The organism is Rhizobium sp. BE258, assembly GCF_031457345.1.
Lineage (GTDB): Bacteria > Pseudomonadota > Alphaproteobacteria > Rhizobiales > Rhizobiaceae > Rhizobium.
On sequence record NZ_JAVDWL010000003.1, the window covers coordinates 370,308 to 396,238 of the forward strand.

Below are 25,931 nucleotides of genomic sequence, written 5' to 3' on the forward strand. Positions count from 1 at the left end.
GAATGGGCCAAATGCTGCAATTCATTCGCATCCGCAGAGGGATACGAGATGACGGAACAAGGCAATATGACAGTCCGGCGGCTGGCATTCTGGGGCATCCCGATGTCGCTCGGCGTGATGGGGCTGAAGCTCGCCGCCTGGTGGGTGACGGGGTCGGTGGCGCTGCTCTCCGACGGTCTCGAATCCTTCGTCAACGTGGTGGCCGCCTTCATCGCCTTCTTCGTGATCCGCTATGCGCAGAAGCCTGCCGACCACGACCATCCGTTCGGCCATCACAAGGCCGAATATCTTTCTGCGGTCACCGAGGGCGTGCTGATCGTCGTCGCGGCCATCCTGATCGTCAAGGAAGCCGTCGGGTTTCTCAGCGATCCCAAAATGCTGGAAGCGCCGGTGCTTGGCTTAGCCATCAACTTTGCGGCCGGTGTCATCAATTTCGTCTGGGCAAGGCTGCTGATCCGGGTTGGAACGCAGCATCGTTCGGCGGCGCTGACGGCGGATGGCCAGCATATCATGTCGGATGTGGTGACTTCGGTCGGCGTGCTCGTCGGCCTGCTTCTGGCGCTCGCCACCGGCTATCCGATCTTCGACCCGGTGCTCGCCATCCTGGTCGCCATCAACATTCTCTATCAGGGCTACAAGGTCATCTCCCACTCGATCGGCGGCCTGATGGACCATGCGGCGGAACCGGAAGAAGAAGAGGCGATCAAGCAGGCGATCGCCACGCATGCGGTGGGGTCTCTCGGCGTCCATGATCTGAAGACGCGCCGGGCAGGGGCGGTGACCTTCGTGGACTTTCATATGGTCGTTCCGGCTGCCATGTCGGTGCGCCAGGCGCATGATATCTGCGACCGCCTTGAAGATGCCATCCGCGCGGTGCATCCGGGCGCCAGCATTGCCATTCACGTCGAACCGGAGGGCGAAAAAGCCCATGGGTTGCGCGTCAAAGTCATAAAGGAAGCCTGACGGCGCGCCGATATGGCCGTCTGCCGGTTAAGGTCTCCGGGCGGAGACACTCTCAGAGCGCTCCTGTGCATGCGGGTAATGTGAAAATCTGCATATGCGCGGCAGCATTGGCGCGGTGCAACGTTGCTGACAGTGACGGCATCTTCGGGTTGCAATAGAGCCAGTGCCTGCTCTGTATTTCCGGGGATTGCATATAAATTCAATTTGCTATGCATCATAAAGTTGCTTCGCTGCGCCGCGCAGTACTACAATTTTGTCCAGTAATAATCTCTGTTGCGCTGCAATATCGGTTTAATAATTCCAGTCTAATCGATCCCTAGATCGCCGAAGTCAAAGTCTTGGCCCGGCATTTTGAATTGCAAACTTATTATTCTGTTTTAGCAATATCTAGGATTTCCATGACCGGACCGTACAAGCGTGCCATTTCATGCGGCGTTGACTCTGCGCGCCAACCGATATCCGCAATCTTGCTTTCAAGTGTCAGCTTTTCAGCCATCGTTCTGTCCTGCCTATCGCCCACTCCTGCGTGCGCGGCCGACTATGTGGTGACCAACGAGACGGAGCTTCGTAACGCGATCACGTCGGCAAATGCCAGCGGCGATCCCAGTTCGACGATCGTCATGGCCAACAGCTTCTCGATATCGGCCGGCATCCTGCCGGAGCCGACCAGTCCGATTTCGATCGATACACAGGGCTTCACGCTGACCGGGCTCTATGACGCCTCGACCGTCGGTACACGCGCCAATCTGACGATTCAGGAAAGCGGATCTGGTGGTATCGGCGTCACGTTCTCGGGAACGCTGACCGGTGGCAATGCCGGTGCGGCGGATACGACTGCGGGGCAGGTGGCGGTGTGGACGACACGTACCGCATTTACCAACAATGGGACGATCACCGGTGGCGCAGGCGGCGGCGCCGGTGGCTCGGGCGGTGTGGGAACTCGCATTTTTGCCAGTTCGAGCCTGGTCAATAACGGCACGATTGCCGGTGGTTCCAGCGCCTCCGGTGCGGGTGGAGCGGCCGTCGATTTCGGCGGCATCGGCGCCGCTGGCACGCTTGTCAACAATGGCACGATCCGGGGCGGCAACGGCGGCCTTACCGGTGGCCTGGGCGGTGTCGGTCTGATTGTCCGCGCTGGCAGCGGCGCGGTCACAAACAGCGGAACGATCGAAGGTGGCGCTGGGGGAGCGGCTATCCTGTCGAACACCGGGGCTAGCGATATCGACATCACCAATAGCGGTACCATCCGGGCCGGTGCAGGACAGAGCGACGCGATCACGCGCACCGTTGCGGCGACCACGGGTACCATGACGCTCGAATTACAGGCAGGGTCGGTGATCGAGGGCAATGTCGTGGCAGGGGCTGGGGTTGCCACCGATACGCTGCGCCTCGGCGGTACGGGCGGCGACAGTTTCGATGTTTCGGCGATTGGCCCGCAGTACCAGAATTTCGATATCTTCCAGAAGACCGGCACCGGCACCTGGTTCCTGACCGGCACCGGGAGCGCGGTGACCGACTGGGATATCCAGGCGGGCACATTGGCGATCGGCAATGGCGGCACAAGCGGCAGTGTCACCGGCGATATCACCAACAACGGCACGCTCGCCTTTGACCGTTCGGACAGTTTCACCTTCGCCAATCTCGTCACCGGCAGCGGTACGATCCGCCAGATCGGCAGCGGCACGACTTTCCTGACGGGCAACAACGCGGCCTTTGCCGGTACCACCTCGGTCGAGGCTGGAACGCTGTCGGTCAACGGCATTCTCGGCGGCCCGCTCGACATATTCTCCGGCGGGCGGCTGCAGGGCATCGGGCAGGTTGGCAATACGGTCAATGCCGGCACCATCGCCCCCGGCAATTCGATCGGCACGCTGACGATTTCAGGCGACTATGCCGGCAGCGGCGGCGTGCTCGAAATCGAGAGTGTACTCGGCGACGATACCTCATCCACCGACCGTCTCGTGGTAACCGGCAATACCTCGGGCAATACCAATGTCCGTGTCGTCAATCTCGGCGGCGCAGGCGGGCAGACGGTCGAGGGCATTAAGATCGTCGATGCCGGCGGCACCTCGGCGGGGACGTTCTCGCTCATCGGCGACTATGTGCTGGACGGACAGCAGGCCGTCGTTGGCGGCGCTTATGCCTATCGGCTCTATCAGAGCGGCATCACTACGCCGGGCGATGGCGACTGGTATCTGCGCTCGGCCGGTTTGCAACCCGGTATTCCGGTCTATCAGGCCTATCCACTGCTGATGCTGCTCGGGCTCAATCAGGCCGCCACGCTTCAGCAGCGGATCGGCGACCGGATGCTGTCGAGCGATTTCCAGACGGTTTCCGATGGATCTGCAGGCGGAGCCGCGGATGAGATCGAAGGCGTTTGGCTGCGCACCGAGGGTCTGCATGGCCGCCTCACGGCCAATGATGGCACCGTCGATACGAGCCATGATTACGACATCTGGCGAATGCAGGGCGGGTTGGACGGCGCGCTTTATGACGGCAGTAATGGCAGGCTGATCGGCGGTCTGACGGCGCAGTTCGGCACGATGTCGAGCGACCTGCGCTCCAGCATCAGCAATGGCCATATTGATACGTCGGGCTTCGGACTTGGCAGCACCCTGACGTGGTACGGCGATCAGGGCTTCTATGCCGATGCCCAGAGCCAGCTCAATTTCTACGACAGCAACTTGAGCTCCGATCTCGTCGCTTCGCCGCTGAAGAGCGGCAGTGGCGCCGTCGGCTACATTCTGAGCATCGAGACCGGCCAGCGTCTTGATATCGCCGGCTCCTGGTCGACTACACCGCAGGCGCAGCTGACCTATTCATCCGTTGATTTTGGCAGCTTCTACGACAAGTTCGGCGCTGAGGTGTCGCTTGACCGCGGCGCCAGCCTGAACGGCCGGTTGGGGATGGCGGTTGATCGGGAAGCGGGCTGGCAAGCCGACGACGGGACCGCGACACGGCTCAAGCTCTATGGCGCGGCCAATCTCTATTACGAGTTTCTAGATGGTGTCTCGGTGAACGTGGCCGGTAGCCATTTCGCCAGCCGTGGCGATGACCTTTCGGCGGGGCTTGGTCTTGGCGGTTCCTATAGCTGGAGCGACGAACGCTATTCGGTCTATGGCGAGATGGCCGCGAAATCCTCGCTGTCCGGCGCCGGCGACAATTTCTCCCTGGGCGGCTCGCTCGGCGTTCGCGTCGAGTGGTAGGCCAAGCCGGCTGACAGACGCCGCCGCGTTTTGTCCGCTTGGAAGATCGGCGCAAAAGGACTATTTGCGGTCCCACATGAGCAATCCATGTGGTGCGCGACGATCGGCGCCCGTGGACGGACGATCGATTTGGAAGGAATAGGGAAATGGCGATGACGGATGTCAGCGGGCTTTCGCAGCTCGGTTCGCAGGTTGAATCACCAACGGGCCCGGAAGCGGCCGTTCTCGAAAAGGTGCCGAATGGCAGCCAAGGCGCCGACTATGTCGTGCGCTTCACGGCGCCTGAGTTCACCTCACTTTGCCCGATGACCGGGCAGCCGGATTTCGCCCATATCGTCATCGATTACATCCCGAACGATTGGCTGGTTGAATCGAAGTCGCTGAAGCTTTTCCTGCATTCCTTCCGCAATCACGGTGCGTTTCACGAGGATTGCTCGGTCTACATCGCCAAGCGGATCGTTGAGCTGCTCGATCCGAAATGGCTGCGCATCGGCGCCTACTGGTATCCGCGCGGCGGCATCCCGATCGACGTCTTCTGGCAGACCGGCAAGCCGCCGGAGCATGTCTGGCTGCCCGATCAGGGCGTCGCCAGCTATCGCGGCCGGGGCTGACCTCCGCGCGCACGAAAATGTGATCACTCGGCAAATCCTGCCGCAGCGTTCCGCATCGGCGTTAAGTCGATATTTATAATCATCTTTTGGCGGCCGCGGATTTCGCGGCCGCCTTTTTGCGTTAAGTGGCTTGGATTGCAGCAGAGTTTCCTGCCCGCTATGTGCGGAGGGCATCCTGTCACACACTTCATTCAAGAGATAAAATCATGGCCATTGATCAAGCCGCCGCTGTCCCGCGCGCGGCCGCCGACACGTCCCGCTACGACAAAATGACGATTGCCCTGCACTGGCTGACCGCGATCCTCGTGATTGCGCTCTTTGCCGCCGCCTATGTCTGGAACTCGCTTCCCAAGGGTACGCCGCTTCGCAAGGAGCTGCAGGCCATTCATATTTCGCTCGGACTGCTGTTCACCGTCGTGTTCATCGTCCGCCTCGTCTGGCGCAGCTCCGGCGGCAAGCGGCTTGCGGCTGCCGAGGCCGGCATCAGCGCGCTGTTGTCCAGGGGCATGCACTGGCTTCTCTACTGTCTGCTGATTGCGCAGATGGTTCTCGGCTTCCTGCTGCGCTGGGCGCAGGGCGAGCCTTTCGAGTTTTTCGGGCTGTTCTCGGTGCCGAGCCTGTTTGCACAGGACAAGCCTCTCGCTCATACCTACGAGATGCTGCACAACGATGCGGCCTGGATCATCATCGTGCTGGCCGCCGGCCACGCGCTCGCAGCGCTCGGCCACCACTATCTGCTGCGCGACGGCATTCTCAAGCGGATGATGCCGCACGGCTAACCATCGAGGTGGCATACGGCGCCCTGCGCCGTATGCCACCCATATCAGACGTCCGATGTGTCGCCGCTATCCTGTGAATCGTCGAAGCTATCGTCATCGTCGGACGGATCGTAGTCTGCCTGCTGGATATTGCTGTTGTCGTCGTTGCCGGCCGAATTGTCGGCCGCCTGCTTGCTGTCGTCACCGCCGTAGTAATTGTTGATGACGGTCTCTTCCGTGGGTGCAGGCGTGTTGCCGAACGGGCTTGAGCCGAAGGGCGAACCCCAGCCGAGCGACGACATGTGATTGCCGAAGACACCGCTCAGCGAATTGGCGAGCAGCATGCCGCCGGCAACGCCGGCTGCCGTGCCGAGCGCCCCGCGCAGGAAGCTGCCACCGGCAGAAGGAGCGTCCGGCTGCGGGTTCCAGGGGCCGGATGGCTGCTGCTGCCGCGGCTGCATCGGGCGTACATTGTCGTCGTAGCCGCGGTCCTGATAGCTCTGGCGCGGGGCATTGCCCCAGGGGCCGGAGGGCTGGGCGGCCTGCTGCGTCTGGCCGCTGCCGAAGATCGAGCTCAGGAAGCCGCCGCTTTGCTCGGCCTGGCGGTGTTCGCTCTCGCCGGCTTCCAGCTGGCGGACGCGCTCTTCGAGCTCCTTGATGTGGTTGGCGGCTGCTTCCAGCCCCTTTTCCTGCACGATGACGGCCTGTGCCAGATAATACGTCGTGTAGGGCTGTTCGCGCACGCCCTGATCGATCAGCGCCTCGGCGTCGCGATCGCGCGGCGTTGCGGATGCGGTGCGTACCCTATCGAAAAGGCCGGTCAGCAATTGGCGTTCTTCCGGTGACATGGCTCTCTCCTGTGTTACGTGCGGGATAAGCCCGCCTACGAATGACGTAGGAACGGATTCCGGCTTTTCAAAGCCTTGGCAACTTACATTTCGGTAAGCTCAGTCGCGCGCCCAGATCCGCAGCCGGCCGAGTGCCGTAAAGCCGAGTGCCAGGGCATTTTCCAGATCGTCGCCGCTCTCATAGCCGACGATCGGTTCGCCGGGAAACAGCCGCCGGGCTTCTCTGACGAGCCCGGTGCGGATCGGCTGCTCATTGCCGCCGATGGCGAAGACATTCGAATGGCCGATCACCTCGGCCTGGTGATTGAGAATGGCGCCGCCCTGGAGCGCCTTGCCAGAATAGGCGGCGAGGAAAGCGATCTCGGGTCGTTGCAGCAGCGGCTCGGCGAAAATGGGCATAGCCTGCGCTTCTCCGCCCGCCCAGGCTTTCTCCCAGGCGGCGAGTTTTCCGGCGGTTTCGACGCGCTCCCATGTCAGGCCAGAGCCGTCGTCATCGAGATCATCATCAGCATCGAGACCGATCCATTCGGCCTCGAACAGCACGGTAAAACCCTGCGGCGCGAGATCGAGGGCGCAGTAGCTGTCCTTGATGCCCCAGCCGCCCGGACGCGAGCGGGTGAGGACGGCGATTGCTTCTTCCTGTTCGGCGGCACTTTCCGCGCCGGTCAGCGTGATGGCATCGGGATAGAAGGGAGGGGCGCCCTGACGGTGCAGCCAGAGTGTTCGGGCAAACTCGCCGCGCTGGCCGTGCGCCGCGCAGACGGCGTCGCACCAGAGCGCGTTGTTTCTGACGGCCCGATGAAGCAAAAACGATGTCATCTTTTCCTTCCGCCTGGGGATAGCAGCATAATGCTGGCAGTTCTCGGGTTTGTCATAAGAATATCTTCACCCGTTCCGTGGCTTGTCTTTTTCCCGCATTGTTTTACGCATTGAGTCACACTATGTCCGGGAAACCCGAATGAAGCCGAGAGAGGTTCGAATGAACGACGAAGAACAAGAGGACAAGACCAAGGAACTGTCTTTGGGGAAGGACGCAGAGGCTAACCTCTTCAAATCGCGTTCGATCTTCATCTACGGCCCGATCACCATGGAGCTTGGCCAGAAGGTCTGCTCGCAGCTCGTGGCGCTTGCCGCAGCCAGCGACGAAGACATCCGCATCTACGTGAGCTCGCCTGGCGGCCACGTCGAGTCGGGCGATTCGATCCATGACATGATCAAGTTCATCAAGCCGAAGGTCTGGATGATCGGTACCGGCTGGGTCGCTTCTGCCGGCGCGCTGATCTATGTCGCCGTTCCCAAGGAACAGCGTCTCTGCCTGCCGAACACCCGCTTCCTGCTGCATCAGCCCTCCGGCGGCACGCGCGGCATGGCGTCGGACATCGAGATCCAGGCACGTGAAATCATCAAGATGAACGAGCGCCTGAACAAGATCTTCTCGGTGGCCACCGGCCAGCCGGTCGACAAGATCGCCAGGGACACGGATCGCGACTACTGGCTTTCGGCCGAAGAGGCCAAGGATTACGGCCTGGTGTCGCGCGTCATCACTTCGCAGAGCGAGATCTGATACAATCCGGGGCGTTCGCGCCCCGTTTTTCTTTCCGCCTGCCGGTCAGCTCGGCGCCGGCTTCCAGCGCTCTTCGATGATCTCCTGCGCCAGTTCGAAGACGCCATCTTCATCTTCGCCCGCATTGTCGCCAAGCAGCGCGATCGCCGCGTCATAGACGGCGTTTTCCTCGTCGTCCGACAGAAGATTCTTTTCGTTCAATGTTTTGATGAGCGATGCGAGAATTGCCGCTGAAGAAAGGCCAACCGCTGCTCTGCTGAGGTCATCGGGATCGTCCGACATTCATTCACCTGGATTTTTGGTTCTCCACCGCAACTAAATTAGGCTTTTTTGCTCGCATAGCAAGCATTTGCCAGTTCGGGTTCGACCGGACGTGCCTGGCGGCAGGAATCTCCGGGCTGCCAGCAATGATCCGCCTCACTGCCGCAGCAGGTTCTATCTGTGATTGTTCAACCTAAGCGCAAGTTTTAGGCAGGCTTGGCGCGGCAGGATTGCTGTATTGCCCGGGTATGCATTTCAGCGTGAGGTTTTGGGGCCGGTTGCCGGCAGATGAATTTTCGGGGGAAGATTCCATGACAAATACGAATGGGGTGACGACAGGTTTCTCGCTTCTCTGGCGCGCGCCGGACAGGGTTCCGCAGCCGCCGGACTTCGACAAGATGCACTCCGCCGCGAAAGGCGCGCCGCGTGGCAAGGCTGCGGACGAAACGCAGATAACGTCGGCAGACCTTCGCAATGCGGCGGATCGCTGGCAGGCGACGGCAATCCGCATCCTGATCGGCGGGGCGACGGATGACTCGATTTCGGCGGCAGCCAACAGCGTTGTCGATGCCGGAGCAGGGGACGACACGGTCACCGTAGGAGAAAAGAGCTTTGTCGATGGCGGCGCGGGTGACGATACGATCGGCGCCTGGTCCGACAGCGTCATCTATGGCGGCGAGGGCAATGATGATATCAAGGCGTGGTCCGAAACGCATATCGAAGGCGGGGCGGGCAATGACGTGATCGATGCCTGGTCTGACAACTATGTCGATGGTGGAACAGGCGATGATACGATCGTCGTCCATTCCGGCAGCGTCGTCATCGGCGGGAAGGGAAATGACACGATCGGCATCGGGACCGACAGTACAGTCCGTTTTGCGGCTGGTGACGGGCAGGACAATATCTGGACGTTGCGTGACGGCCGCATCGAGTTTGGAGAGGGACTGAATGCCGACAAGATGCGTGTCGAGCACAAGGACGGAAAGACCATCATATCTTTCGACGGGCATCCTGACGACAGCGTGACCATCAACGGATTCTACAGAACATTTGCCGTCAGCTTCGCCGATGGCTCGTCGCAGCAGATCGAGCGGCCGGTCGATCACGAAGCCCAGGCCGCCCTTATCGCGCGGTTCAACGCGAACAAGGACAAGCCGATTCCACCATTCGCGACCAGATAGCGGCTGACGACCATTTGCGGGGCCGCTGCACTTGCATGCGGCCCAAGCTCCATGCTCCATGCGGTATTCGCCCCATCACGCCGAGTCCCGCAATGCTCAAAGACTTTTCCGTTCAAAGCCTGTTCATGGGCGTTCTCGCGGCTTTCGCGGGCTTTGCCAGTTCCTTTGCCGTCGTGCTGCACGGGCTGCAGGCGGTTGGCGCCACAGAGGCGCAGGCGGCGTCGGGCTTGATGGCATTGTCTCTGGGGCTCGGGATCTGCGCCATCGTGCTGAGTTTCACCACACGGCTGCCGGTCAGCATGGCGTGGTCGACGCCGGGTGCGGCGCTGCTGGCCAGCACCGGGATCGTCGAGGGTGGGTTCAATGCTGCGGTTGGGGCCTTTATCGTCTGCGCGCTTCTGATCATCGTCGCCGGATTGTTCAAGCCGCTGGGCCGGGCGGTGGCGGCCATCCCGGCGCCGCTTGCAAACGCCATGCTGGCGGGCGTGCTGATCGGGCTCTGCTTTGCGCCGGTGAAGGCTGTGGCGTTCAATCCGCTGCTCGGATTGCCGATCGTTCTCACCTGGATGGTTGTCGGCGCCTTCAAGCGGCTCTGGGCGGTTCCGGCAGCGCTTGCGGCCTTCGGATTGGTCGTGGTCTTCGGCGTCGATGTTCCCGACGGGGCAGGGGCGGCGGTCGGGCGGGCGCTGCTGCCGACTGTCGCGTTTGTCGCCCCGGTCTTCAATCTGCCGGCCTTCATCTCGATCGCCCTGCCGCTGTTCATCGTCACCATGGCCTCGCAGAATATTCCCGGCATCGCGGTCATGAAGGTCAACGGCTACGAGCCGAAGCCCGGGCCGCTGTTTGCGATCTCCGGCGTCTTTTCACTGCTGGCTGCGCCCTTCGGTGGCCATGCGGTCAATCTGGCTGCGATCACCGCCGCGATGTGTGCCGGTCCCGATGCGCATCCGGATCCGGCCCGCCGCTACTGGGCAGTGCTGGTCTGTGGCATCTGCTATCTGATCCTCGGGCCGCTTGCCGGTGCCGTGACGACTGCGGTGGCGCTGGCGCCACCGGTGCTGATCCAGGCGGTCGCCGGTCTTGCGCTGGTCGGTGCCTTCTCGAGCTCCGCCATGGCGGCGTTCCAGGCGCCCGAATCGCGCGAGGCGGCGGCGATCACGTTTCTGGTCACAGCGTCTGGCGTCTCCTTTGCGGGGATCTCCGGTGCTTTCTGGGGATTGCTGGCGGGCGGATTGATGCTGACGCTGCAGCATCTGATGAAAAAGGCAAAAGCATAGGTGGGGGGTTGCCAGTTTTTTAGCGCACGGCTATAAGCCCGAGCATGAAGACCACAGGCGCAAAGATTTCTGGCACGATTGCACGCGGGCGTATCGCCCTGCGCGACAACGCGCATGCCCTGACCTCGCTTCTTCTCCTCGGCCTTACGCGCGGTTGCCGGGTCCGTTGAGGAGCGCCCGGCGGCCGAAAAGCCTGCCGGCATAATAGCTCCTCTCACGAACGTTCAAGACCAGGCCACACAAGACCCCTACAGGTCCGCATCGAAGACGGCTCATCCCCGAACGGGCGCCGGCTTATGCGTGAAGCGAGAAGAGACGACGATAATGGACGCCAACAGCAATTCCTCCCAAACCAGCACCTCCCCGAAGGCCGGCATGCCCGAAGCAGGGCTGAAATACCGCGCCTATCCGACGATCAACATTCCTGACCGCACCTGGCCGTCGAAGACCATCACCAAGGCGCCGATCTGGTGTTCGGTGGATCTGCGCGACGGCAACCAGTCGCTGGTCAACCCGATGGGCCACGACCGCAAGGCCCGGATGTTCCAGCTGTTGCTCGACATGGGTTTCAAGGAAATCGAGATCGGTTTCCCCTCGGCTTCGCAGACCGATTTCGACTTCGCCCGCTGGTGCGTGGAAGAGGGTGGCGTGCCCGACGACGTTTCCCTGCAGGTCTTGGTGCAGTGCCGCCCGGAACTGATCACCCGCACCTTCGAATCGCTGCAGGGTGCCCACAAGCCGATCATCCATTTCTACAATTCGACCTCCGAGCTGCAGCGCCGCGTGGTGTTCGCCAAGGATGTCAACGGCATCAAGCAGATCGCCGTAGATGCGGCGAAGATGATCACCGACATGGCGGAAAAGGCCGGTGGCGGCTACCGCTTCCAGTATTCGCCGGAGAGCTTTACCGGCACCGAGCTGGAAGTGGCGCTGGAAATTTGCAACGCGGTTATCGCCGAAGTGAAGCCGACCGCTGACAACAAGCTGATCATCAACCTGCCATCGACCGTCGAGATGGCGACGCCGAACATCTATGCCGACCAGATCGAGTGGATGTGCCGGCAGATCGACAACCGCGAAAACATCATCATCTCCCTGCATCCGCATAACGACCGCGGCACCGGCATCGCCGCGACCGAACTCGGCCTGATGGCGGGTGCTGACCGCGTCGAAGGCACGCTGTTCGGCAATGGCGAGCGCACCGGCAACGTCGATGTCGTCACGCTGGCGCTGAACATGTACACGCAGGGCATCGATCCGGAACTGGATTGCTCCGATATCGAGCGGATCAAGGCCGTCTATGAATATTCCAACGAGATGGTCATTCCGGAGCGCCACCCCTATGTCGGCGAACTGGTCTATACCGCCTTCTCCGGCTCGCATCAGGATGCGATCAACAAGGGCATGAAGGCGATCAAGGTCGCCAACCATCCGGTCTGGGAAGTGCCGTATCTGCCGATCGACCCGCAGGACGTCGGGCGCTCCTACGAGGCGATCATCCGCATCAACTCGCAGTCGGGCAAGGGCGGCATCGCCTATATCCTGCAGCAGGATTACGGGCTCAACCTGCCGCGCAACCTGCAGGTCGAATACCGCGAGGAAATCCAGCGGATCACCGATGAAGAAGGCAAGGAAGTGCCATCGAAGCGGATCTACGAGCACTTCATCGACCGCTACGTGACGCAGCCGAAGGGCCGCATCAAGTTCGTCGATCACCACACCTTCGCCGATCCCGAGCGCAAGGGCGTGCGTGTGGTTGCCGCCGAGATCACCGACAACGGCGTGACCAAGAAGATCGAAGGCCGCGGCAACGGCCCGATCGACGGCTTCATCAATGCGCTCTCGGACTATCTCGGCGTCGAGATGTCGGTGCAGGATTATTCCGAGCACTCGCTGCAGCACGGCTCGAACGCCTCGGCGATCTCCTATGTCGAGACCGCCTATCCAGGTGGAAAGCTGTTCGGCGCCGGCATCAGCACGAATATCGTCGGCGCCTCGCTGGAGGCGATCGTCTCGGCCGCAAACCGCGTGCTCGACGTCAAGGCCGGCAAGAACTGAGATATCGACAATGAAAAGGTGCCGCGGAGCGATCCGCTGCACCTTTTTGATTCCGTTTTGCTGGGGAGCTTAGATCTCTGCCGCGACTTCCATGGCGATCTGGCTGAGCGAGGCCTCGGCGGACGGGCCGACGAGGGCGTAGGACGTACCGGCATTGTGCCAGGTCACCAGACCGACTTCGTCCTTGATGGTTTCCTTGAAGTCCTCGGTATCGGCAGGCTGGCTATCCTTGCGGAAATAGATCGAGATCAGGTCGCCGTCGGCGCTCGAATAGACCAGCTGTCCGGCCGGGCGGCCATCGCCAAGCACGACACGGGCACCCTGAAACGTCCAGCCTTCGCCGGTCAGGTCAGGTACACGGAAGGCGACGCCGACGGTCGAGGTCAGCCAGCTTGAGATCTCTTCTGCCTGCGAGGCAGGCACTTCCACCAGATGGCGGGGCTGGCGGATGATCATCCGCTGATAGCCGGCCACATCGTTCAGCCAATCCTTGGTGCGCGGGCTGTCGTCGGTGACGTGCTGGTCGTCGCCCGGCGTCGGATCGCCCGGGCCAATACCGACGAGATAGCCGATGCCGCAACCGGCAGCGAAGAGAATGAGTGCGGCGGCAAGCGCCTTCGGCCCGGAAGGCGACAGCTTCAGCGATGGGCGCGTGGCCCGCGGCGCGACAGGCGCCTTCGGCGGCTGCACGCTCTTGATCGAACGCACCAGCGCCAGAGGAACGGGCTCCTTGAGCACATCCTCAAGCCTGCGGCGGCCAAAATCGGCGCCATGCCTCAGTTTGTCATAGAGCCTACGCGCACCTTCGTCGCTGGCGATGCGCTCTTCCAGCTCATGCTTCTGCTCCGGCGTCGTTTCGCCGTCGAGAAGGGCGGTCAGCTGTGCATCGAGCGGCAGTTTCTTGAAATCCGGCAAAGTTCAGTACCTGTGGTGAAAGTCGTCGGCGAGGCTGGCGAAATGCAGTCTCGCGGCGGCAAGCTGCGCCGAAACGCCGATTGCCGGAATGCCCATGATCTCGGCCGTCTGCTCGTAACTGTGACCTTCGACCACGGTCAGCAGGAAGATGCTGGCGAGGTTCTCGGGCATTTCCGCAAGCATCCGGTGGACGAGATCGGTATCGGTAACGGTGGCGCGCTCGCGGGCGGCCTCGTGGATGTCGGTGACGTTGCCTTTCGGCGCGGCAGGGCGGGGGCGGCGCTTACGGCCTTCGTCATTCCAGAGATGCCGCGCCAGCGTATAGACCCAGCTTTCCAGCCGTCTTTCGCCGTTCCACTGCTGGCTCTTGGCGACGGCGCGCTGACAGACGCTCTGCACCAGTTCATCGGCTGCCGCGACATCACCCGTCAGCGTCATCGCAAAACGGCGCAACCGCGGCAGCAAGCCGACTAGGTCGCGTCGGATGTCGATGGTCGTTACGGGCTGACGCATAGTCTCATTTCATGAACATGTCCGGCGCGAAGCGCCGGTGCGGGTAAACGATTTTATATCGCGAATGTGACCTTTATGAAACAAGTTTGACGTGCTTCGCAACAAGAAGAGAGGCTAAGCGGCGATTTCCCAAAGGTTTTCCGCCGCTCATCACACGCTCGTGTTTCAATAGGTCCTGTAACCGTTCAAGCTTTGCAGCAGCGCGCGGTAGGCCCAGGTGTTTTCGCCGCCGCGATCGCGGATTTCGACGAGCTGAACCTTGGCGCCCTGAACGTCTCCTTGTTCCATCAAAGCCTGGCCCATGTATGACCGGGCGAGGATATAATTCTCATCGGCCTGCAGTGCCTTGCGGTAGTAGGACATGCCGAGTTCGAAGCGGCCGGCCTTGCGGTTGGCATAGCCGAGATAGTTGAGGATGCGCGGATCGCTCTGGTTCCTGGCGAGGTTCAGAATGTTGATGGCATTCTCATACTGGCCCGCATATGCGAATTCACGGGCGAACTTATAAAGGTCGTCGTCGTTGAAGCTCTGCTTCTTGGCATCGACGCATTCCTTCTTTTCCTTGTCCCAGACCTTGCCGTCGGCGCATTTGGTCGTCGTCTCGGTCTTCGGTGGCGGGCTGGTCTCGTCGTTCTCGTCGCCGACCGCGAAGGCCGGTGCGGCAAGCCCAACGGCAAGGCCGAGGGCGAGGGTGAGGCGGCAGATACGGTTGGCGGCGATGCGCATGGCGGGCTCCCTGATCGGCGTCGATGGTGCGATTGTACGCCTCGATCTGGAAATACCAAGGGCAGGATTACCGCGCGGGAAAAATCCTCGCAAAGCGATTCAAGCTGCGGCGAAACTGATTCCGCTTTTGCTGCTAAAGCTTGAAAATATCGACGCTTTCGGGCGAAACGCCATCGCCCTGATCGTTGAGGCTGAAGCGTTCGCCCTTCAGTTCCCAGGCGCCGGGCGAGCCATCGATCGAGAAGAGATTATAGGCGGCGCGCGGCTTCATGCCGCCGGGGCCCTGAGAGGCGGATGCGATGCCGACGACGGGGACCGGGCCTGTCTGTCCCTTCAGCCAGTAGAGCGTATTGAGATGGGTGTGGCCGTGCAGGACGAGCTCGGCGCCGCCTGATGTGACGACGGCGGCAAAGCGGCGGATGCCGATCATCCGCTTGTGAAACGAGGTGGCGCCACGGATCGGCGGATGGTGGATCATCACCACGCGGAAGAGCCCGGCTTCGCCTGCGGCGCGCAGCATGTTGACCGCCTCGCGGGCCTGGCGCTGGCCGAAGAAGCCGCTGGCGGCAAAGGGGGGCGTGGCGACAGCCGTCGAGCAGCCGATGATCGCGACTTTGCCGCGGACCCTGAGATAGGGAAAGATGTGCTTGTCTTCCTGCCATTCGGCAGGCGCCAGGTCGCCGCGCACATAATCGTACCAGGCACGCATCGACTTCTCGTAGGCGCCCGGCACATAGGCGTCGTGATTGCCGGGGACGATCGACGTCTCCTCGGGATCGCCAAGATCGCGCAGCCAGCCGGCGGCGGAGCGGATTTCCAGCCCGCTGGCCAGATTGACGAGATCGCCGGTGACCGCCAGATGATCGGCGTTATGAGCGCGGATATCCTCCAGAAGCAGATCCAGCGTTCCGCCGAAAAGATGCTTGCGCCGGTTACGGTGCCAGTTCACAAAGCCGGTGATGCGCTTCGAGAAGAGCTCGCGGAATGAAAGACGGGGAAGTGGGCCGAGGTGAATGTCTGAGATATGCGCGAGCTTGAACATGCTACGACACATAGACCAGGATATTTACAATTCAAACACATCTGCTTGAACGAAATAGTGAAAACGGAACGATGGCGAGCAACGAGATCAGGTCCTGGCAGTCGAAAATCCTGATGCGGATCGTCCACGTCTATTTCGCGGTAACGCGCGGGATGACGATGGGCGTGCGCGCGGCCTGTTTCGATCCGTCGGGCAGGGTGTTCCTCGTTCGCCACAGCTATGTGCCGGGCTGGCATATGCCGGGTGGCGGCATCGAGCGGCGGGAAACGTCGCATGAGGCGCTGGTCAAGGAATTGCGGGAAGAGGGGAACCTTCGGATCGTCGGCGAGCCGAAGCTCTTTCAGGTCTATCTGAACAGGTCGGCCAGCCGGCGCGACCATGTGGTCTTCTACCGTGCCGATGTCGAGCAGACGGCGCCACGCCAGCCCGATATGGAAATCGTAGAGAGCGGTTTCTTCGCGCTCGATGCGCTGCCGGAGGGGACCACCGATGCGACGAAGCGCCGCCTCAGGGAATTGAGCGGCGCAGAGCCGGCCGCTCAATATTGGTAGGGGTCAGGCGGCCGCAAGCTTGGTGCGGCCATGCGGCCGGTCGAGATCGAGCTCCGGGCCGACAGGGACGATGCCGGTCGGGTTGATCGTCTTGTGGCTGCGGTAATAATGTTCCTTGATGTGGCGCATGTTCACCGTCTCCTTGACGCCAGGCGTCTGGTAGAGGTCACGCAGGTAGCCCGACAGGTTCGGGTAGTCGTCGATGCGGCGGATATTGCATTTGAAATGGCCGACATAGACGGGGTCGAAGCGCACCAGCGTGGTGAACAGCCGCCAGTCTGCCTCCGTCAGGGTATCGCCGAACAGGTAGCGGCCCTTGCCGAGGCGGGCTTCCAGCACATCCAGCGTTTCGAACAGCTTGACGACGCTTTGGCCATAGGCTTCCTGCGTGGTCGCAAAACCGGCCTTGTAGACGCCGTTGTTGACGGTGTCGTAGACCAGCGCGTTCAACTCGTCGATTTCGGCGGCGAGAGTGGCCGGATAGAGGTCGAGCGTCGAGCCGGTGATGCCGTCGAAGGCGCTGTTGAACATGCGGATGATTTCGGACGACTCGTTGTTAACGATCGTGCCGGTCTTCTTGTCCCAGAGAACCGGAACGGTGACACGGCCCGAATATTTAGGATCGGCCTTCACGTAGATTTCCCAGAGCGCCTTTGTGCCGAACAGATGGTCGCCCGTGGCGCCTTCGCTGATCTGGAATTCCCAGCCGTTTTCCACCATCAGCGGATCGACGACGGAGACGGAGATGAGGTCTTCCAGCTTCTTCAGCTTGCGGAAAATCAGCGTGCGGTGTGCCCAGGGACAGGCGAGCGAGACGTAGAGATGGTAGCGGTCGCGCTCCGCCTTGAAACCGCCGGTGCCGGAGGGGCCGGCTGCGCCATCGGCGGTCACCCAGTTGCGGAACTGTGAGGCGGCCCGTTTGAAATGGCCCTTGGTTTCCTTCGTATCGTACCAGACGTCATGCCAGACGCCTTCCACCAGCATGCCCATTGTGTGTTTCCTTCGAATTGGTCTCGTTGAGGCAAAGATATCGCAGACGGCTGGTCTTTGCAGTGGGCAAAGAATGAACAGTGCGTCACAGGCCATTTTGCGCTGCCTTCATTTTGCGTTGGACGGCGGATTTTTTTCCTGCTATCGGCCTTTTCACGATTTTCCTGCGGAACCCGATTTGATGCACGCAATCAGAAGCCTGCGACGACGCTGAAGCTCCCGAACGCCTGAGGGCGTGCTCGAGAACCCCAGCTTTCTGTCTATCCGGTTTCTGTCTCATCATGCACAAGCACGATCTGGTCTACCTCACTGAGGATGCGTCTCACGACGCCGCAATCGAACTCATCAACGAAGAAGCATTTGGTCCCGGCCGGCACACCCGCGCGGCAGCGCGTATCCGCGAGCAGGGGCCGCATGATCTGTCGCTCTCTTTCATCTGCGCCGACGACGGCGAGACCATCGCTTCCGTGCGGATGACGCCGGTGACGGCCGGTGGCGTGAAGGGGCATCTGCTCGGGCCGCTCGCGGTGCGCCCGTCGCACAAGAGCCGGGGCATCGGGCGCGAACTGGTGCGGATCGCCGTCGAAGCCGCAAAACGCAAGGGTTCGGAAGCGATCATTCTCGTCGGCGATCCGCCATATTACTGCCAGCTCGGTTTTGAAAGGGTCGCCCTTAATGCGCTGAGCTTCCCGGGCCCGGTCGATCCGGCGCGCGTTCTCGTCGTGCCGGTCAGCGATGACGCGCATCAGCGGCTCAGGGGCTCAATTAGCTGGCGTAAATAGAGCTTATGCTTTATCAAGCCCCTGATTTTGCTTGGGACTCACCAGGCGAGTTTCAGCTGGGGGGCGGCATGAGCGGACTATCGATGGACGAAGCGCTGGAGCGTGCCGGAACCGGCGCTTTCCAGCGGCGGCTGATGGGGATCTTCGGGCTCGTCTGGACAGCGGATGCGATGCAGGTACTGGCTGTCGGCTTTACCGCCGCCTCGATCGCCGCGACCTTCGAGATCACCGTGGCGCAGGCGCTGCAGACCGGAACGGTATTCTTCCTGGGCATGCTGATCGGTGCCGTCGTCTTCGGGCGGCTGGCCGATCGTTTGGGGCGGCGCTACGTACTGATCCTCACCGTCGCCTGCGATGCGATCTTTGGCCTGCTGTCGATCTTCGCGCCCGATTTTACCAGCCTGCTGATCCTGCGCCTGCTGACCGGCATGGCCGTTGGCGGCACGCTGCCGGTCGACTACGCGATGATGGCCGAATTCCTGCCGTCGAAGAACCGTGGCCGCTGGCTGGTGATGCTGGAGGGCTTCTGGGCCATCGGGACGCTGATCGTGGCGCTCGCGGCCTGGGCGGCAAGTGCGGCGGGCGTCGCCGATGCCTGGCGCTATATCTTTGCCGTCACGGCGGTACCGGCGATCCTTGGCGTCGCGCTCCGCTTCTTCGTGCCGGAATCGCCGCATTACCTGCTGCGGTCGGGCCGGGCTGGCGATGCCAAGGCGATCGTCAACCGGATGCTCGAAGCCCATGGGAAGCCACCGCTTGCAGCCGGCGACGAGATCGTCGCCGCGCCGCATGCCGTCTCGGAAGGGCTGTTTTCGCCCGATCTTCGCCGCCGCAGCCTGATGATCCTGGCGATCTGGTTCCTGGTTTCCGTTTCCTATTACGGCGTCTTCACCTGGATGCCGGCAAAGCTGGCGGGCGAGGGCTTCGGCTTCGTGCGCGGCTATGGCTTCCTGGTCTTCGTCGCGCTGGCGCAGATCCCGGGCTATGCGCTTGCGGCCTACGGCGTGGAAGCGTGGGGGCGGCGGCCGACGCTGATCGGTTTCTGCCTGCTGTCAGCTGCCGGGTGCCTGCTGTTCGTCCTGTCGCCCGATGATCTCCTGATCGGCGCCTCGCTGCTGATCATGAGCTTTGCGCTGCTCGGCACCTGGGGCGCGCTTTACGCCTATACGCCTGAACTCTATCCGACCGCATCGCGCGCCACCGGCATGGGCGCTGCCGGCGCCATGGCCCGTCTCGGCGGTCTCGTCGCGCCCTCGGTGATGACCTTCGTGGTGACGCTCGGGCTTGGCGTGGCGATCGGGCTGTTTGCCGGATTGCTGGTGATTGCCGCTCTGGCGGCGCTGGCGATCGACGCGGAAACGCGCCAGGCCTCGCTTGCTTAAGCCTCGAAACGCTTCTTCAGCCAGGTGAAGGTGTGGCCGCCGGCGAATTCGCCGAGGGCGCCGATCGTCTCGTAGCCGTAGCGCCGGTAGACCTTGAGGGCATCCGGGCTCATCGTATCGATAAAGGCGCCGATGCAGCCGCGGCGCTTCGCTTCGTCTTCCGCCATCCCAAGCAGCGTGCCGGCCATTCCCTTGCCGCGCAGTTCCTCGGGAACGAAGAGCATTTCGATATAGAGCCAGTCGCGGGCCGTGTAGCCGACGAGACCGCCGGATATCTCGCCGTCATCGCCGCGCAGGCGGATCGCCAGCTTTTCGCGGCCGCTCTCGCCGAAGCGAGCGATATTGTAGGCGATCAGCGGATCGGCAATCTTCTTGCGGTCTTTCTTGGAAAGAACCTTGGTGACCTTCAGCGTCTGCGGGGCCATGGCTGCACTCTTCGGCGGCGATTGCTATCGCCTGCCGATATCAGAGTCTCGCCTTCGCACAAAGCCGCTCAGCGCCCCTCACGCCACCACATGGCGCCGAAGGCCAGCAGCAGGACGCCGACGCCGGCAAAGCCGGCAAACAGCGGCAGCGTGTTGATGCCCTTCAGCACGGTCTCGTTGGTGAGCTTGATCTGCATCCGCTCGCTGTCGGCGACACGGATCTGGCCGCGCACCGGCAGAACCGGCGGCACTTCGATGGCGCCAGTTGCGTCCGAGACACGGGCAACGAGGCCGCGGGTCTTGTCGGTGATCGGTTTCAGGGCTTCAGTCGTCGAAACCATCGCCTTGAACTCGGGCGCATCGACGGCGCCGACATGGACGAGGGTCGTCAGGTCGCCGTTGCGGATCTCGAAGAGGCCGATCTCGTCCATCTTCTTCTCGGCCTTGTAGAGGCCGGGTTCGGACTGGGCGAGCGGCAAGTTCTCGGTCTTGCCGGATGGGTAGCGGACGGTTGCCTCGCCGGGATCGCCGCCGATCGTCTGGCGGGTGAATTCAAGCGTACGGCCCTGTGCGCGGGCAGTCAGCGCCTCTTCCTCGAGCGCCGGCTCCTTCATCAGCCAGTGGGCGATGCGGCGATAAAGCGAGACGTGCGGACCGCCGCCCTCGAAGCCGCGGGCCCAGAGCCAGCCCTGATCGGAGAGCAGCATGGCGACGCGGCCCTGGCCGGCGCGGTTCAAGACCAGGAGCGGATTGTTGTCGGCGCCGACCATGACGGTCTGGCCCTGCGGCTGCTCGACGCCGACGGAACGGAACCAGCGGCCCCAATGCGGCGGCTCGTCGGCGGAACCGTCGAGGCCGCGGGTGACCGGGTGCTTGCGCCCCTCGTCCGAGAGGCGTGGATAGAAGGCCTTCTCGATCATCTGGCCCGTCGGTGCCGCAGGCAGAACCGATTGCAGCGGCGTCAGCGCGATCGAGTCCTGGCCGGCATGTTCGGGGCCGGCGGCGATCAGCAGCGCACCGCCATTTTCGACATATTGGGCGATGTAGTCGTAATAGAGGATCGGCAGCACGCCGCGATGCTGGTAGCGGTCGAAGATGATGAGATCGAAATCCTTGATCTTGTCGACGAACAGCTCGCGGGTCGGGAAGGCGATCAGCGACAGTTCGTTGATCGGCGTGCCGTCCTGCTTTTCCGGCGGACGCAGGATGGTGAAATGCACCAGATCCACCGAAGCATCCGACTTCAGCAGATTGCGCCATGCGCGTTCGCCGGCATGCGGCTCACCTGAGACCAGCAGCACCCGCAGGTTTTCGCGAATGCCGTCAATGACATGGACGGCGCGGTTGTTGGCTTCGGTCACTTCGCCGGGCAGGGCGGCGACGGCGAATTCCAGCACGTTGCTGCCGCCGCGCGGAACGCGGAATGAGAAGGGCGTATCCTGGCCGGGTGTGGCCTGCAGCGTGGCGATCTCGTCGCCATTCAGCTTGACGGTAACGGTTGCGGTGCCGCCCGGGCTTGGGCCGTCGTCGAAGACGCGCAGGACAAGCTGCTGCTCCTCGTTGACGATGCCGAAGCGCGGCGCTTTGATGACCTCGATGCGGCGGTCGAATTCGTCGGGCTTGCCGGTGATCAGCCCGTGGATCGGGGCGTCGAAACCGAGTGCCTGATTGACGCCGGGAACATCGTGAACCTCGCCGTCGGTCAGCATGATGGCGCCGCCGATACGGGCGGGCGGAACGTCGGCGACAGCGGCGGAGAGGGCGTTGAAGAGGCGGGTTGAGGGCGCGTCCGAATCTTCGGGCTCCGTGGCCTCGACATAGCGGGGCTCGATATCGGGGAAGCGCGACAGCCGGTCCTTCAGCTGCGCCAGCGCGTCGTCGGTCATCTTGATGCGCTCGGGCGTCTGCTGGCTCTGGCTGCGGTCGACGATCACAGGGACCACCGTCGAAAGCGGTTCGCGATCTTCCTGCATCAGCAGCGGGTTGGCGAGGGCGGCAAGCAGGGCGATGGCCGCGACCGTGCGGATCCAGGCGCCGCGGACGCCGCGCAGGATGGCAAGGGTGGCAACGGCTGCGACGATCACGGCGAGGACGGCAAGGATCGGCCAGGGAATGAAGGGGGCGAAATTGAGCGTCATGTCACTGCCCCAGACGTTCGAGGAGGGCGGGGACGTGAACCTGGTCGGTCTTGTAGTTGCCGGTCAGCATATACATCATGATGTTGACGCCGGCGCGATAGGCATATTCGCGCTGCGCCTCGTCCGGCGGCACGGTCGGCAGCAGCGGCGTTCCGTTTTCATCGACCGCCCAGGCACCGGCAAAGTCGTTGCCGGTGATCAGGATCGGCGAGACGCCGTCGGCGGAGGCGGCGGACTTGGGATCGCTGGCGCGATTGTCCTGACGGGCCTCGATCCAGAGCGGGCTGCCCGCATAGCGGCCGGGGAAGCTCGACAGGAGATAGAAGGACTTGGTCAGCACGTGGTCCGATGGCACCGGTTCGAGCGGCGGAATATCGAGATTGGCAAGGATCTGCTGCAGGCGTTCGCCATTGGCGCTCTGCGCGCCACCGGAATTGTCGAGGGCGCTGAACTGGTCGCGGGTATCGAAGAGCACCGTGCCGCCGGCGCGCATGTAGGCGTCGATGCGGTTGATCGCTGCCGTCGAGGGCATAGGGGCTGAGGCGGAAACCGGCCAGTAGATGATCGGGTAGAAGGAGAGCTCGTCCTTGGTCAGGTCGAGGCCGACAGGCGGTGCCGGCTCCAAGGTCGTGCGGTAGGTGAGGAATTCCGTCAACCCTTCGAGGCCGCGCTCGGAGATGTTGTCGACGTCCTGTTCGCCGGTCACGACGTAGGCGAGATGGGTGTTGTCGAGCCGTTGCAGGATCAGGTCGTCGCCGGGTTTGGAATCGTCGGCGCGCAGATCATGCGGCTGCAGGAAGAAGCCGGCGGCGATCGCCACGGCAATCAGCGCGGCGCTGCGGGCGGCCGGGCGAAGGCGCGAGAAGGCGCCGCTCATGAACATCACGATCAGGCTGTCGGCGAGCAGCAGCAGGAAGGCGATCAGGAAGAGCGCAGGCTTGGCGGACCACGTTTCGCCGCCGATCAATCCGGCGCGGATGACGGTGACGCCTGCGGTGTCCAGCGGCTTCAGTTCGGCATTATCAGGCAATACATTCAATGCGGTAAAGCCATCTTCTGAACCATAGAGTCCGGGCGGATTGTCGAAATTCGAGACCGGTGCGGCCTTGGCGTTCGGGATCAGCGGACGGGCGGTTCCGGTTTCGGTGGTCAGCACGCCCTTGGCGTCCAGCAGCCGGAAGGGCGGCAGCGCCTCGGCGGTGGATGCCGCGCCGGCCTCGGAGGTCACGCCGCCGGAGCGGGAAAGCTGAACGATGCGGCGGAGCATTTCCACGAAGTTGCCGGAGATCGGCAGGTTCGACCATGTGGCCTCGGCGCTGACATGGAAGAGCACGATGCGGCCGGCACTGATCGGCTTGGTGGTGACGAGCGGCGTGCCGTCGGCAAGGCTGGCCCAGGTGCGTTCGGCAAGGTCGGGTGTCGGCTCGGCGAGCACTTGCCGCTTGATCGTCACGTCGGTTGGCCTCGCCATGCCGGCGAAGGGGCCGAAATTCGGGAAGTCGGCGAGCGGCTGCGGTTCGGCCCAGGAGAGAGCGCCGCCGAGCGCACGTTCGCCCTGGCGCAGCGTCACCGGCACCAGCGGATCGTCGGCAGGGGCTGCGGCAAGGCGCGGACCGGCGAAGCGGATCAGCGTGCCGCCATTGGCAATCCAGCGCTGCAGCGGCTCGTAGGTTTCCTGCGGCAGACGGCCGATATCGGCCATGATGATCACCGACGGGTTCTGCGCAAGAAGATCCGGGATCGAGGTGGCGAGATCGGGCGAATTCGGTTCGATCAGATCCGCGTAGGGCTGCAGCGCGCGCTGGATGTAATAGAGCGGCGAGAGCAGCGGCTGGAATTCGTCGCCTGCTTCGCCCGAGAGCAGCACGACGCGGCGGCGCTTGAAGCCGTCGTCGAGCAGGTGGACGGAACCAGCCGTCGCATGGGCGTCGATGCTGACGCGGGCGAAATCGTTGCGCATCTCGAAGGGGGCGGCGATCGACCCTGTCGCCACCGACTGGCCGGGCTGGAAGGTGACGGAACCGGCGGCGATCGCACGGCCCTGGGCGTCCTGCGCCGTCAGCGGCAGTTGCGAGGCGGCTGCCGTGTCGAGGCGGGTGGCGGTGACGGTCATCGCATCGGCGGCATTGGCAGCACCGGTGATGGCGATGGTCTGCGCCCTGTCGCCTTCGACGAGCCGCAGCTCGGCCGGCTGCAGGTTGGCGAGGTCGCGGACGACGGTTTCGTTGTCCCTGGAGGCGGCGCCGTCGGACAGGAAGGCGAGCGTGCCGGGCTTTGTACCGTTCAAAGCGGCGCGCAATGCTTCGAAGGCGCGCTGGCGGTCGGGGAGGAGTGGCTTGGGTTCGGCGGCGCGCAGCTTGTCGCGGGCGACTGCCGCGGTGCCGGGAACGGCATCGTTGGTCGGGTCGGCGGTGAAGGCGATGGCGACGGGGCTGCCTGCGGATTCTGCGTCGTCGATCAGCGCTTCGGCCGTCTGCACGCGGCGCTCCCAATCGGGTGCGGTTGCCCAGCTATTGTCGACAAAGAGCACGAGCGGGCCGCCTGCGGCCAGCGAATTGGTGCGCGGATTGAAGACCGGATCGGCGATCGCCAGGATCACCGCGGCGGCGAGCAGCATGCGCAGCAGCGTCAGCCACCAGGGGCTCTGCGCCGGTGTTTCCTCGCGCTTTAGAACGGTCGCGAGGATTTTCAGCGGCGGAAAGACTTCGGTCTTCGGGCGCGGCGGCGTGAGACGCAGCAGCCACCAGATGACCGGGAGGGCGACGAGGGCGCCGAGGATGGCGGGATAGGCGAAAGCGAAGGGAAGGGCGTTCACAGCTGCCCTCCATGCGTTGCCTTGGCCGGCATGCCGGAGAGATACATATGGATCGCCACCAGCGCTTCGGATGCCAGATGGTCGGTCCGGTGGGTGACGAAGGTCCAGCCGAGATGGCGCAGCGACTGGCCGAGACTGTCACGCCGGGCGAGATAGGCGCGGGTGTAGGCGTCGCGGATATTTTCGGCGCGGCCGGAGACGAGCTTGGAGCCGGTTTCCGGATCGGTGAATTCGGTGCGGCCGCTATAGGGGAAGATTTCCTCGGCCGGATCGGCCACTTCGACGACATGGCCGCGAAGGCCGCGGCGGGCAAGCGGCGTCAGCCGCGCGATGACGGCATCGGCATCGTCAAGGAAATCGCCGATCAGCACCAGATCGCTCCAGCCGCGGATCATCGCCACTTCGGGCAGCCCGCCGGTGAGCTGCGAATGCATCAGCGCGGTCGCCAGACGCTCGGCAGCATTGCGTGCCGAAACCGGCTCCATGACGCCTGGGCAGCCGATGCGTTCGCCTGATCGCGCCAGGATTTCGGCGAGCGCCAGCATGATGACAAGCGCACGGCTTTCCTTGGACACGCTGCCGAGCGTCGATTTGTACATCATCGACGGTGACATGTCGGCAAAGAGCCAGATCGTGTGGGCGGCTTCCCATTCGCGTTCGCGGATATAGGTGTGGTCGTCGCGGGCCGAGCGGCGCCAGTCGATGCGCGACAGGCTTTCGCCTTCGGTATAGGGGCGGAACTGCCAGAAATTCTCGCCGATGCCGCGCTTGCGGCGGCCATGCCAGCCGGCGATCACCGTGTTGGCGATGCGCTTGGCTTCGACCAGACAATCGGGCACCAGCGAGGCGCGCTGCCTTGCTCGTGCAAGCGCATCGCTGCCCGGTGTGGGATTGACGATCTGTCCGATAGACGCCACGCGTTCTC

At 62.9% G+C, this 25,931-nt stretch carries 24 protein-coding genes; 11 read left to right on the plus strand and 13 right to left on the minus strand.

The window, feature by feature from the left end; all coding sequences use genetic code 11:
* Positions 1-48 precede the first annotated feature (48 nt).
* Positions 49-963, plus strand: coding sequence for a CDF family cation efflux transporter EmfA (emfA, locus tag J2X43_RS12305; protein ID WP_112516093.1), 915 nt, complete (start codon positions 49-51; stop codon positions 961-963).
* Between the two features lie 367 nt (positions 964-1,330).
* On the opposite strand, the gene J2X43_RS12310 is transcribed toward emfA, so the two are convergent.
* Positions 1,331-1,459, minus strand: a complete 129-nt coding sequence (locus tag J2X43_RS12310; protein ID WP_310294298.1) for a hypothetical protein — start codon at positions 1,457-1,459, stop codon at positions 1,331-1,333.
* Positions 1,460-1,508: 49 nt separating this feature from the next.
* Between J2X43_RS12310 and J2X43_RS12315 the strand changes: the two genes are divergently transcribed.
* From J2X43_RS12315 to J2X43_RS12325, 3 genes are all read left to right on the plus strand, one after another.
* Complete coding sequence (locus J2X43_RS12315) at positions 1,509-4,169, plus strand: autotransporter outer membrane beta-barrel domain-containing protein (RefSeq protein WP_310294300.1); 2,661 nt, start codon at positions 1,509-1,511, stop codon at positions 4,167-4,169.
* A 146-nt stretch (positions 4,170-4,315) separates the two neighbouring features.
* Positions 4,316-4,780, plus strand: coding sequence for a preQ(1) synthase (gene queF / locus J2X43_RS12320; RefSeq protein WP_310294301.1), 465 nt, complete (start codon positions 4,316-4,318; stop codon positions 4,778-4,780).
* A 206-nt stretch (positions 4,781-4,986) separates the two neighbouring features.
* Entirely contained in the window at positions 4,987-5,559 is a 573-nt protein-coding gene (locus J2X43_RS12325) for a cytochrome b (RefSeq protein WP_310294303.1), read from the plus strand.
* 44 nt (positions 5,560-5,603) lie between these two features.
* Here J2X43_RS12325 and J2X43_RS12330 read toward each other — a convergent pair whose 3' ends face one another.
* The gene (locus tag J2X43_RS12330) at positions 5,604-6,386 is read right to left on the minus strand and encodes a DUF2076 domain-containing protein (RefSeq protein ID WP_310294304.1); all 783 of its coding nucleotides are present in this window, start codon (positions 6,384-6,386) and stop codon (positions 5,604-5,606) included.
* A 99-nt stretch (positions 6,387-6,485) separates the two neighbouring features.
* Entirely contained in the window at positions 6,486-7,205 is a 720-nt protein-coding gene (locus tag J2X43_RS12335; protein ID WP_310294306.1) for a hypothetical protein, read from the minus strand.
* A 160-nt stretch (positions 7,206-7,365) separates the two neighbouring features.
* Here J2X43_RS12335 and J2X43_RS12340 point away from each other — a divergent pair, with 160 nt between their 5' ends.
* Positions 7,366-7,950: an ATP-dependent Clp protease proteolytic subunit gene (locus J2X43_RS12340; protein ID WP_112386219.1), complete on the plus strand. Its 585-nt coding sequence runs from the start codon at positions 7,366-7,368 to the stop codon at positions 7,948-7,950.
* Between the two features lie 45 nt (positions 7,951-7,995).
* Here the strand turns inward: J2X43_RS12340 and J2X43_RS12345 are convergent, their stop codons facing one another.
* Entirely contained in the window at positions 7,996-8,232 is a 237-nt protein-coding gene (locus J2X43_RS12345; RefSeq protein ID WP_310294309.1) for a hypothetical protein, read from the minus strand.
* A 290-nt stretch (positions 8,233-8,522) separates the two neighbouring features.
* Between J2X43_RS12345 and J2X43_RS12350 the strand changes: the two genes are divergently transcribed.
* The 3 genes from J2X43_RS12350 to leuA all read left to right on the plus strand — a co-directional run bounded on the left by J2X43_RS12350 (position 8,523) and on the right by leuA (position 12,727).
* On the plus strand, positions 8,523-9,392 hold the full coding sequence (locus tag J2X43_RS12350; protein ID WP_310294311.1) for a calcium-binding protein: 870 nt from the start codon (positions 8,523-8,525) through the stop codon (positions 9,390-9,392).
* A gap of 92 nt (positions 9,393-9,484) precedes the next feature.
* The gene (locus tag J2X43_RS12355; RefSeq protein ID WP_310294312.1) at positions 9,485-10,669 is read left to right on the plus strand and encodes a benzoate/H(+) symporter BenE family transporter; all 1,185 of its coding nucleotides are present in this window, start codon (positions 9,485-9,487) and stop codon (positions 10,667-10,669) included.
* Positions 10,670-10,993: 324 nt separating this feature from the next.
* Positions 10,994-12,727 carry a 2-isopropylmalate synthase gene (leuA, locus tag J2X43_RS12360; protein WP_310294314.1) on the plus strand — a complete coding sequence of 578 codons (1,734 nt, stop codon included), beginning with the start codon at positions 10,994-10,996 and terminating at the stop codon, positions 12,725-12,727.
* A gap of 69 nt (positions 12,728-12,796) precedes the next feature.
* Here leuA and J2X43_RS12365 read toward each other — a convergent pair whose 3' ends face one another.
* The 4 genes from J2X43_RS12365 to J2X43_RS12380 form a co-directional block, all read right to left on the minus strand.
* Complete coding sequence (locus tag J2X43_RS12365; RefSeq protein WP_112386224.1) at positions 12,797-13,642, minus strand: anti-sigma factor; 846 nt, start codon at positions 13,640-13,642, stop codon at positions 12,797-12,799.
* A gap of 3 nt (positions 13,643-13,645) precedes the next feature.
* Entirely contained in the window at positions 13,646-14,155 is a 510-nt protein-coding gene (locus J2X43_RS12370) for an RNA polymerase sigma factor (RefSeq protein WP_310294316.1), read from the minus strand.
* Positions 14,156-14,320: 165 nt separating this feature from the next.
* Entirely contained in the window at positions 14,321-14,881 is a 561-nt protein-coding gene (locus J2X43_RS12375; protein WP_310294318.1) for a tetratricopeptide repeat protein, read from the minus strand.
* A 133-nt stretch (positions 14,882-15,014) separates the two neighbouring features.
* On the minus strand, positions 15,015-15,923 hold the full coding sequence (locus tag J2X43_RS12380) for a metallophosphoesterase (protein WP_112515717.1): 909 nt from the start codon (positions 15,921-15,923) through the stop codon (positions 15,015-15,017).
* A 71-nt stretch (positions 15,924-15,994) separates the two neighbouring features.
* Here J2X43_RS12380 and J2X43_RS12385 point away from each other — a divergent pair, with 71 nt between their 5' ends.
* Complete coding sequence (locus tag J2X43_RS12385; protein ID WP_310294322.1) at positions 15,995-16,474, plus strand: NUDIX domain-containing protein; 480 nt, start codon at positions 15,995-15,997, stop codon at positions 16,472-16,474.
* A gap of 3 nt (positions 16,475-16,477) precedes the next feature.
* Here the strand turns inward: J2X43_RS12385 and J2X43_RS12390 are convergent, their stop codons facing one another.
* Entirely contained in the window at positions 16,478-17,464 is a 987-nt protein-coding gene (locus tag J2X43_RS12390; protein WP_310294324.1) for a glutathione S-transferase family protein, read from the minus strand.
* A gap of 281 nt (positions 17,465-17,745) precedes the next feature.
* On the opposite strand from J2X43_RS12390, the gene J2X43_RS12395 reads away from it, so the two are divergent.
* Both J2X43_RS12395 and J2X43_RS12400 read left to right on the plus strand, forming a co-directional pair.
* The gene (locus J2X43_RS12395; protein WP_310294326.1) at positions 17,746-18,246 is read left to right on the plus strand and encodes an N-acetyltransferase; all 501 of its coding nucleotides are present in this window, start codon (positions 17,746-17,748) and stop codon (positions 18,244-18,246) included.
* Between the two features lie 68 nt (positions 18,247-18,314).
* Complete coding sequence (locus J2X43_RS12400) at positions 18,315-19,628, plus strand: MFS transporter (protein ID WP_310294328.1); 1,314 nt, start codon at positions 18,315-18,317, stop codon at positions 19,626-19,628.
* Here J2X43_RS12400 and J2X43_RS12405 read toward each other — a convergent pair.
* From J2X43_RS12405 to J2X43_RS12420, 4 genes are all read right to left on the minus strand, one after another.
* Complete coding sequence (locus tag J2X43_RS12405) at positions 19,625-20,053, minus strand: GNAT family N-acetyltransferase (RefSeq protein WP_310294330.1); 429 nt, start codon at positions 20,051-20,053, stop codon at positions 19,625-19,627. The two genes, J2X43_RS12400 and J2X43_RS12405, sit on opposite strands and share 4 nt — an antisense overlap.
* A gap of 68 nt (positions 20,054-20,121) precedes the next feature.
* Positions 20,122-22,191 (minus strand): hypothetical protein, encoded by a 2,070-nt coding sequence (locus tag J2X43_RS12410; protein ID WP_310294332.1) that lies wholly within the window; start codon positions 22,189-22,191, stop codon positions 20,122-20,124.
* Position 22,192: 1 nt separating this feature from the next.
* Positions 22,193-25,006 (minus strand): DUF4159 domain-containing protein, encoded by a 2,814-nt coding sequence (locus J2X43_RS12415; protein WP_310294334.1) that lies wholly within the window; start codon positions 25,004-25,006, stop codon positions 22,193-22,195.
* Positions 25,003-25,923, minus strand: coding sequence for a DUF58 domain-containing protein (locus tag J2X43_RS12420; protein WP_310294335.1), 921 nt, complete (start codon positions 25,921-25,923; stop codon positions 25,003-25,005). The genes J2X43_RS12415 and J2X43_RS12420 overlap by 4 nt, the downstream gene beginning before the upstream one ends.
* Between the last annotated feature and the right edge of the window lie 8 nt (positions 25,924-25,931).

Bases quoted from the DNA above. Each gene is read 5' to 3' on its own strand.
- J2X43_RS12330 (WP_310294304.1), bottom strand. From the start codon at position 6,386: ATGTCACCGGAAGAACGCCAATTGCTGACCGGCCTTTTCGATAGGGTA.
- J2X43_RS12380 (WP_112515717.1), bottom strand. From the start codon at position 15,923: ATGTTCAAGCTCGCGCATATCTCAGACATTCACCTCGGCCCACTTCCC.
- J2X43_RS12405 (WP_310294330.1), bottom strand. From the start codon at position 20,053: ATGGCCCCGCAGACGCTGAAGGTCACCAAGGTTCTTTCCAAGAAAGAC.
- J2X43_RS12410 (WP_310294332.1), bottom strand. From the start codon at position 22,191: ATGACGCTCAATTTCGCCCCCTTCATTCCCTGGCCGATCCTTGCCGTC.
- J2X43_RS12375 (WP_310294318.1), bottom strand. From the start codon at position 14,881: ATGCGCATCGCCGCCAACCGTATCTGCCGCCTCACCCTCGCCCTCGGC.
- emfA (WP_112516093.1), top strand. From the start codon at position 49: ATGACGGAACAAGGCAATATGACAGTCCGGCGGCTGGCATTCTGGGGC.
- J2X43_RS12345 (WP_310294309.1), bottom strand. From the start codon at position 8,232: ATGTCGGACGATCCCGATGACCTCAGCAGAGCAGCGGTTGGCCTTTCT.
- leuA (WP_310294314.1), top strand. From the start codon at position 10,994: ATGGACGCCAACAGCAATTCCTCCCAAACCAGCACCTCCCCGAAGGCC.
- J2X43_RS12400 (WP_310294328.1), top strand. From the start codon at position 18,315: ATGAGCGGACTATCGATGGACGAAGCGCTGGAGCGTGCCGGAACCGGC.
- J2X43_RS12325 (WP_310294303.1), top strand. From the start codon at position 4,987: ATGGCCATTGATCAAGCCGCCGCTGTCCCGCGCGCGGCCGCCGACACG.
- J2X43_RS12350 (WP_310294311.1), top strand. From the start codon at position 8,523: ATGACAAATACGAATGGGGTGACGACAGGTTTCTCGCTTCTCTGGCGC.
- J2X43_RS12370 (WP_310294316.1), bottom strand. From the start codon at position 14,155: ATGCGTCAGCCCGTAACGACCATCGACATCCGACGCGACCTAGTCGGC.
- J2X43_RS12395 (WP_310294326.1), top strand. From the start codon at position 17,746: ATGCACAAGCACGATCTGGTCTACCTCACTGAGGATGCGTCTCACGAC.
- queF (WP_310294301.1), top strand. From the start codon at position 4,316: ATGGCGATGACGGATGTCAGCGGGCTTTCGCAGCTCGGTTCGCAGGTT.
- J2X43_RS12385 (WP_310294322.1), top strand. From the start codon at position 15,995: ATGGCGAGCAACGAGATCAGGTCCTGGCAGTCGAAAATCCTGATGCGG.
- J2X43_RS12340 (WP_112386219.1), top strand. From the start codon at position 7,366: ATGAACGACGAAGAACAAGAGGACAAGACCAAGGAACTGTCTTTGGGG.
- J2X43_RS12310 (WP_310294298.1), bottom strand. From the start codon at position 1,459: ATGGCTGAAAAGCTGACACTTGAAAGCAAGATTGCGGATATCGGTTGG.
- J2X43_RS12335 (WP_310294306.1), bottom strand. From the start codon at position 7,205: ATGACATCGTTTTTGCTTCATCGGGCCGTCAGAAACAACGCGCTCTGG.
- J2X43_RS12390 (WP_310294324.1), bottom strand. From the start codon at position 17,464: ATGGGCATGCTGGTGGAAGGCGTCTGGCATGACGTCTGGTACGATACG.
- J2X43_RS12355 (WP_310294312.1), top strand. From the start codon at position 9,485: ATGCTCAAAGACTTTTCCGTTCAAAGCCTGTTCATGGGCGTTCTCGCG.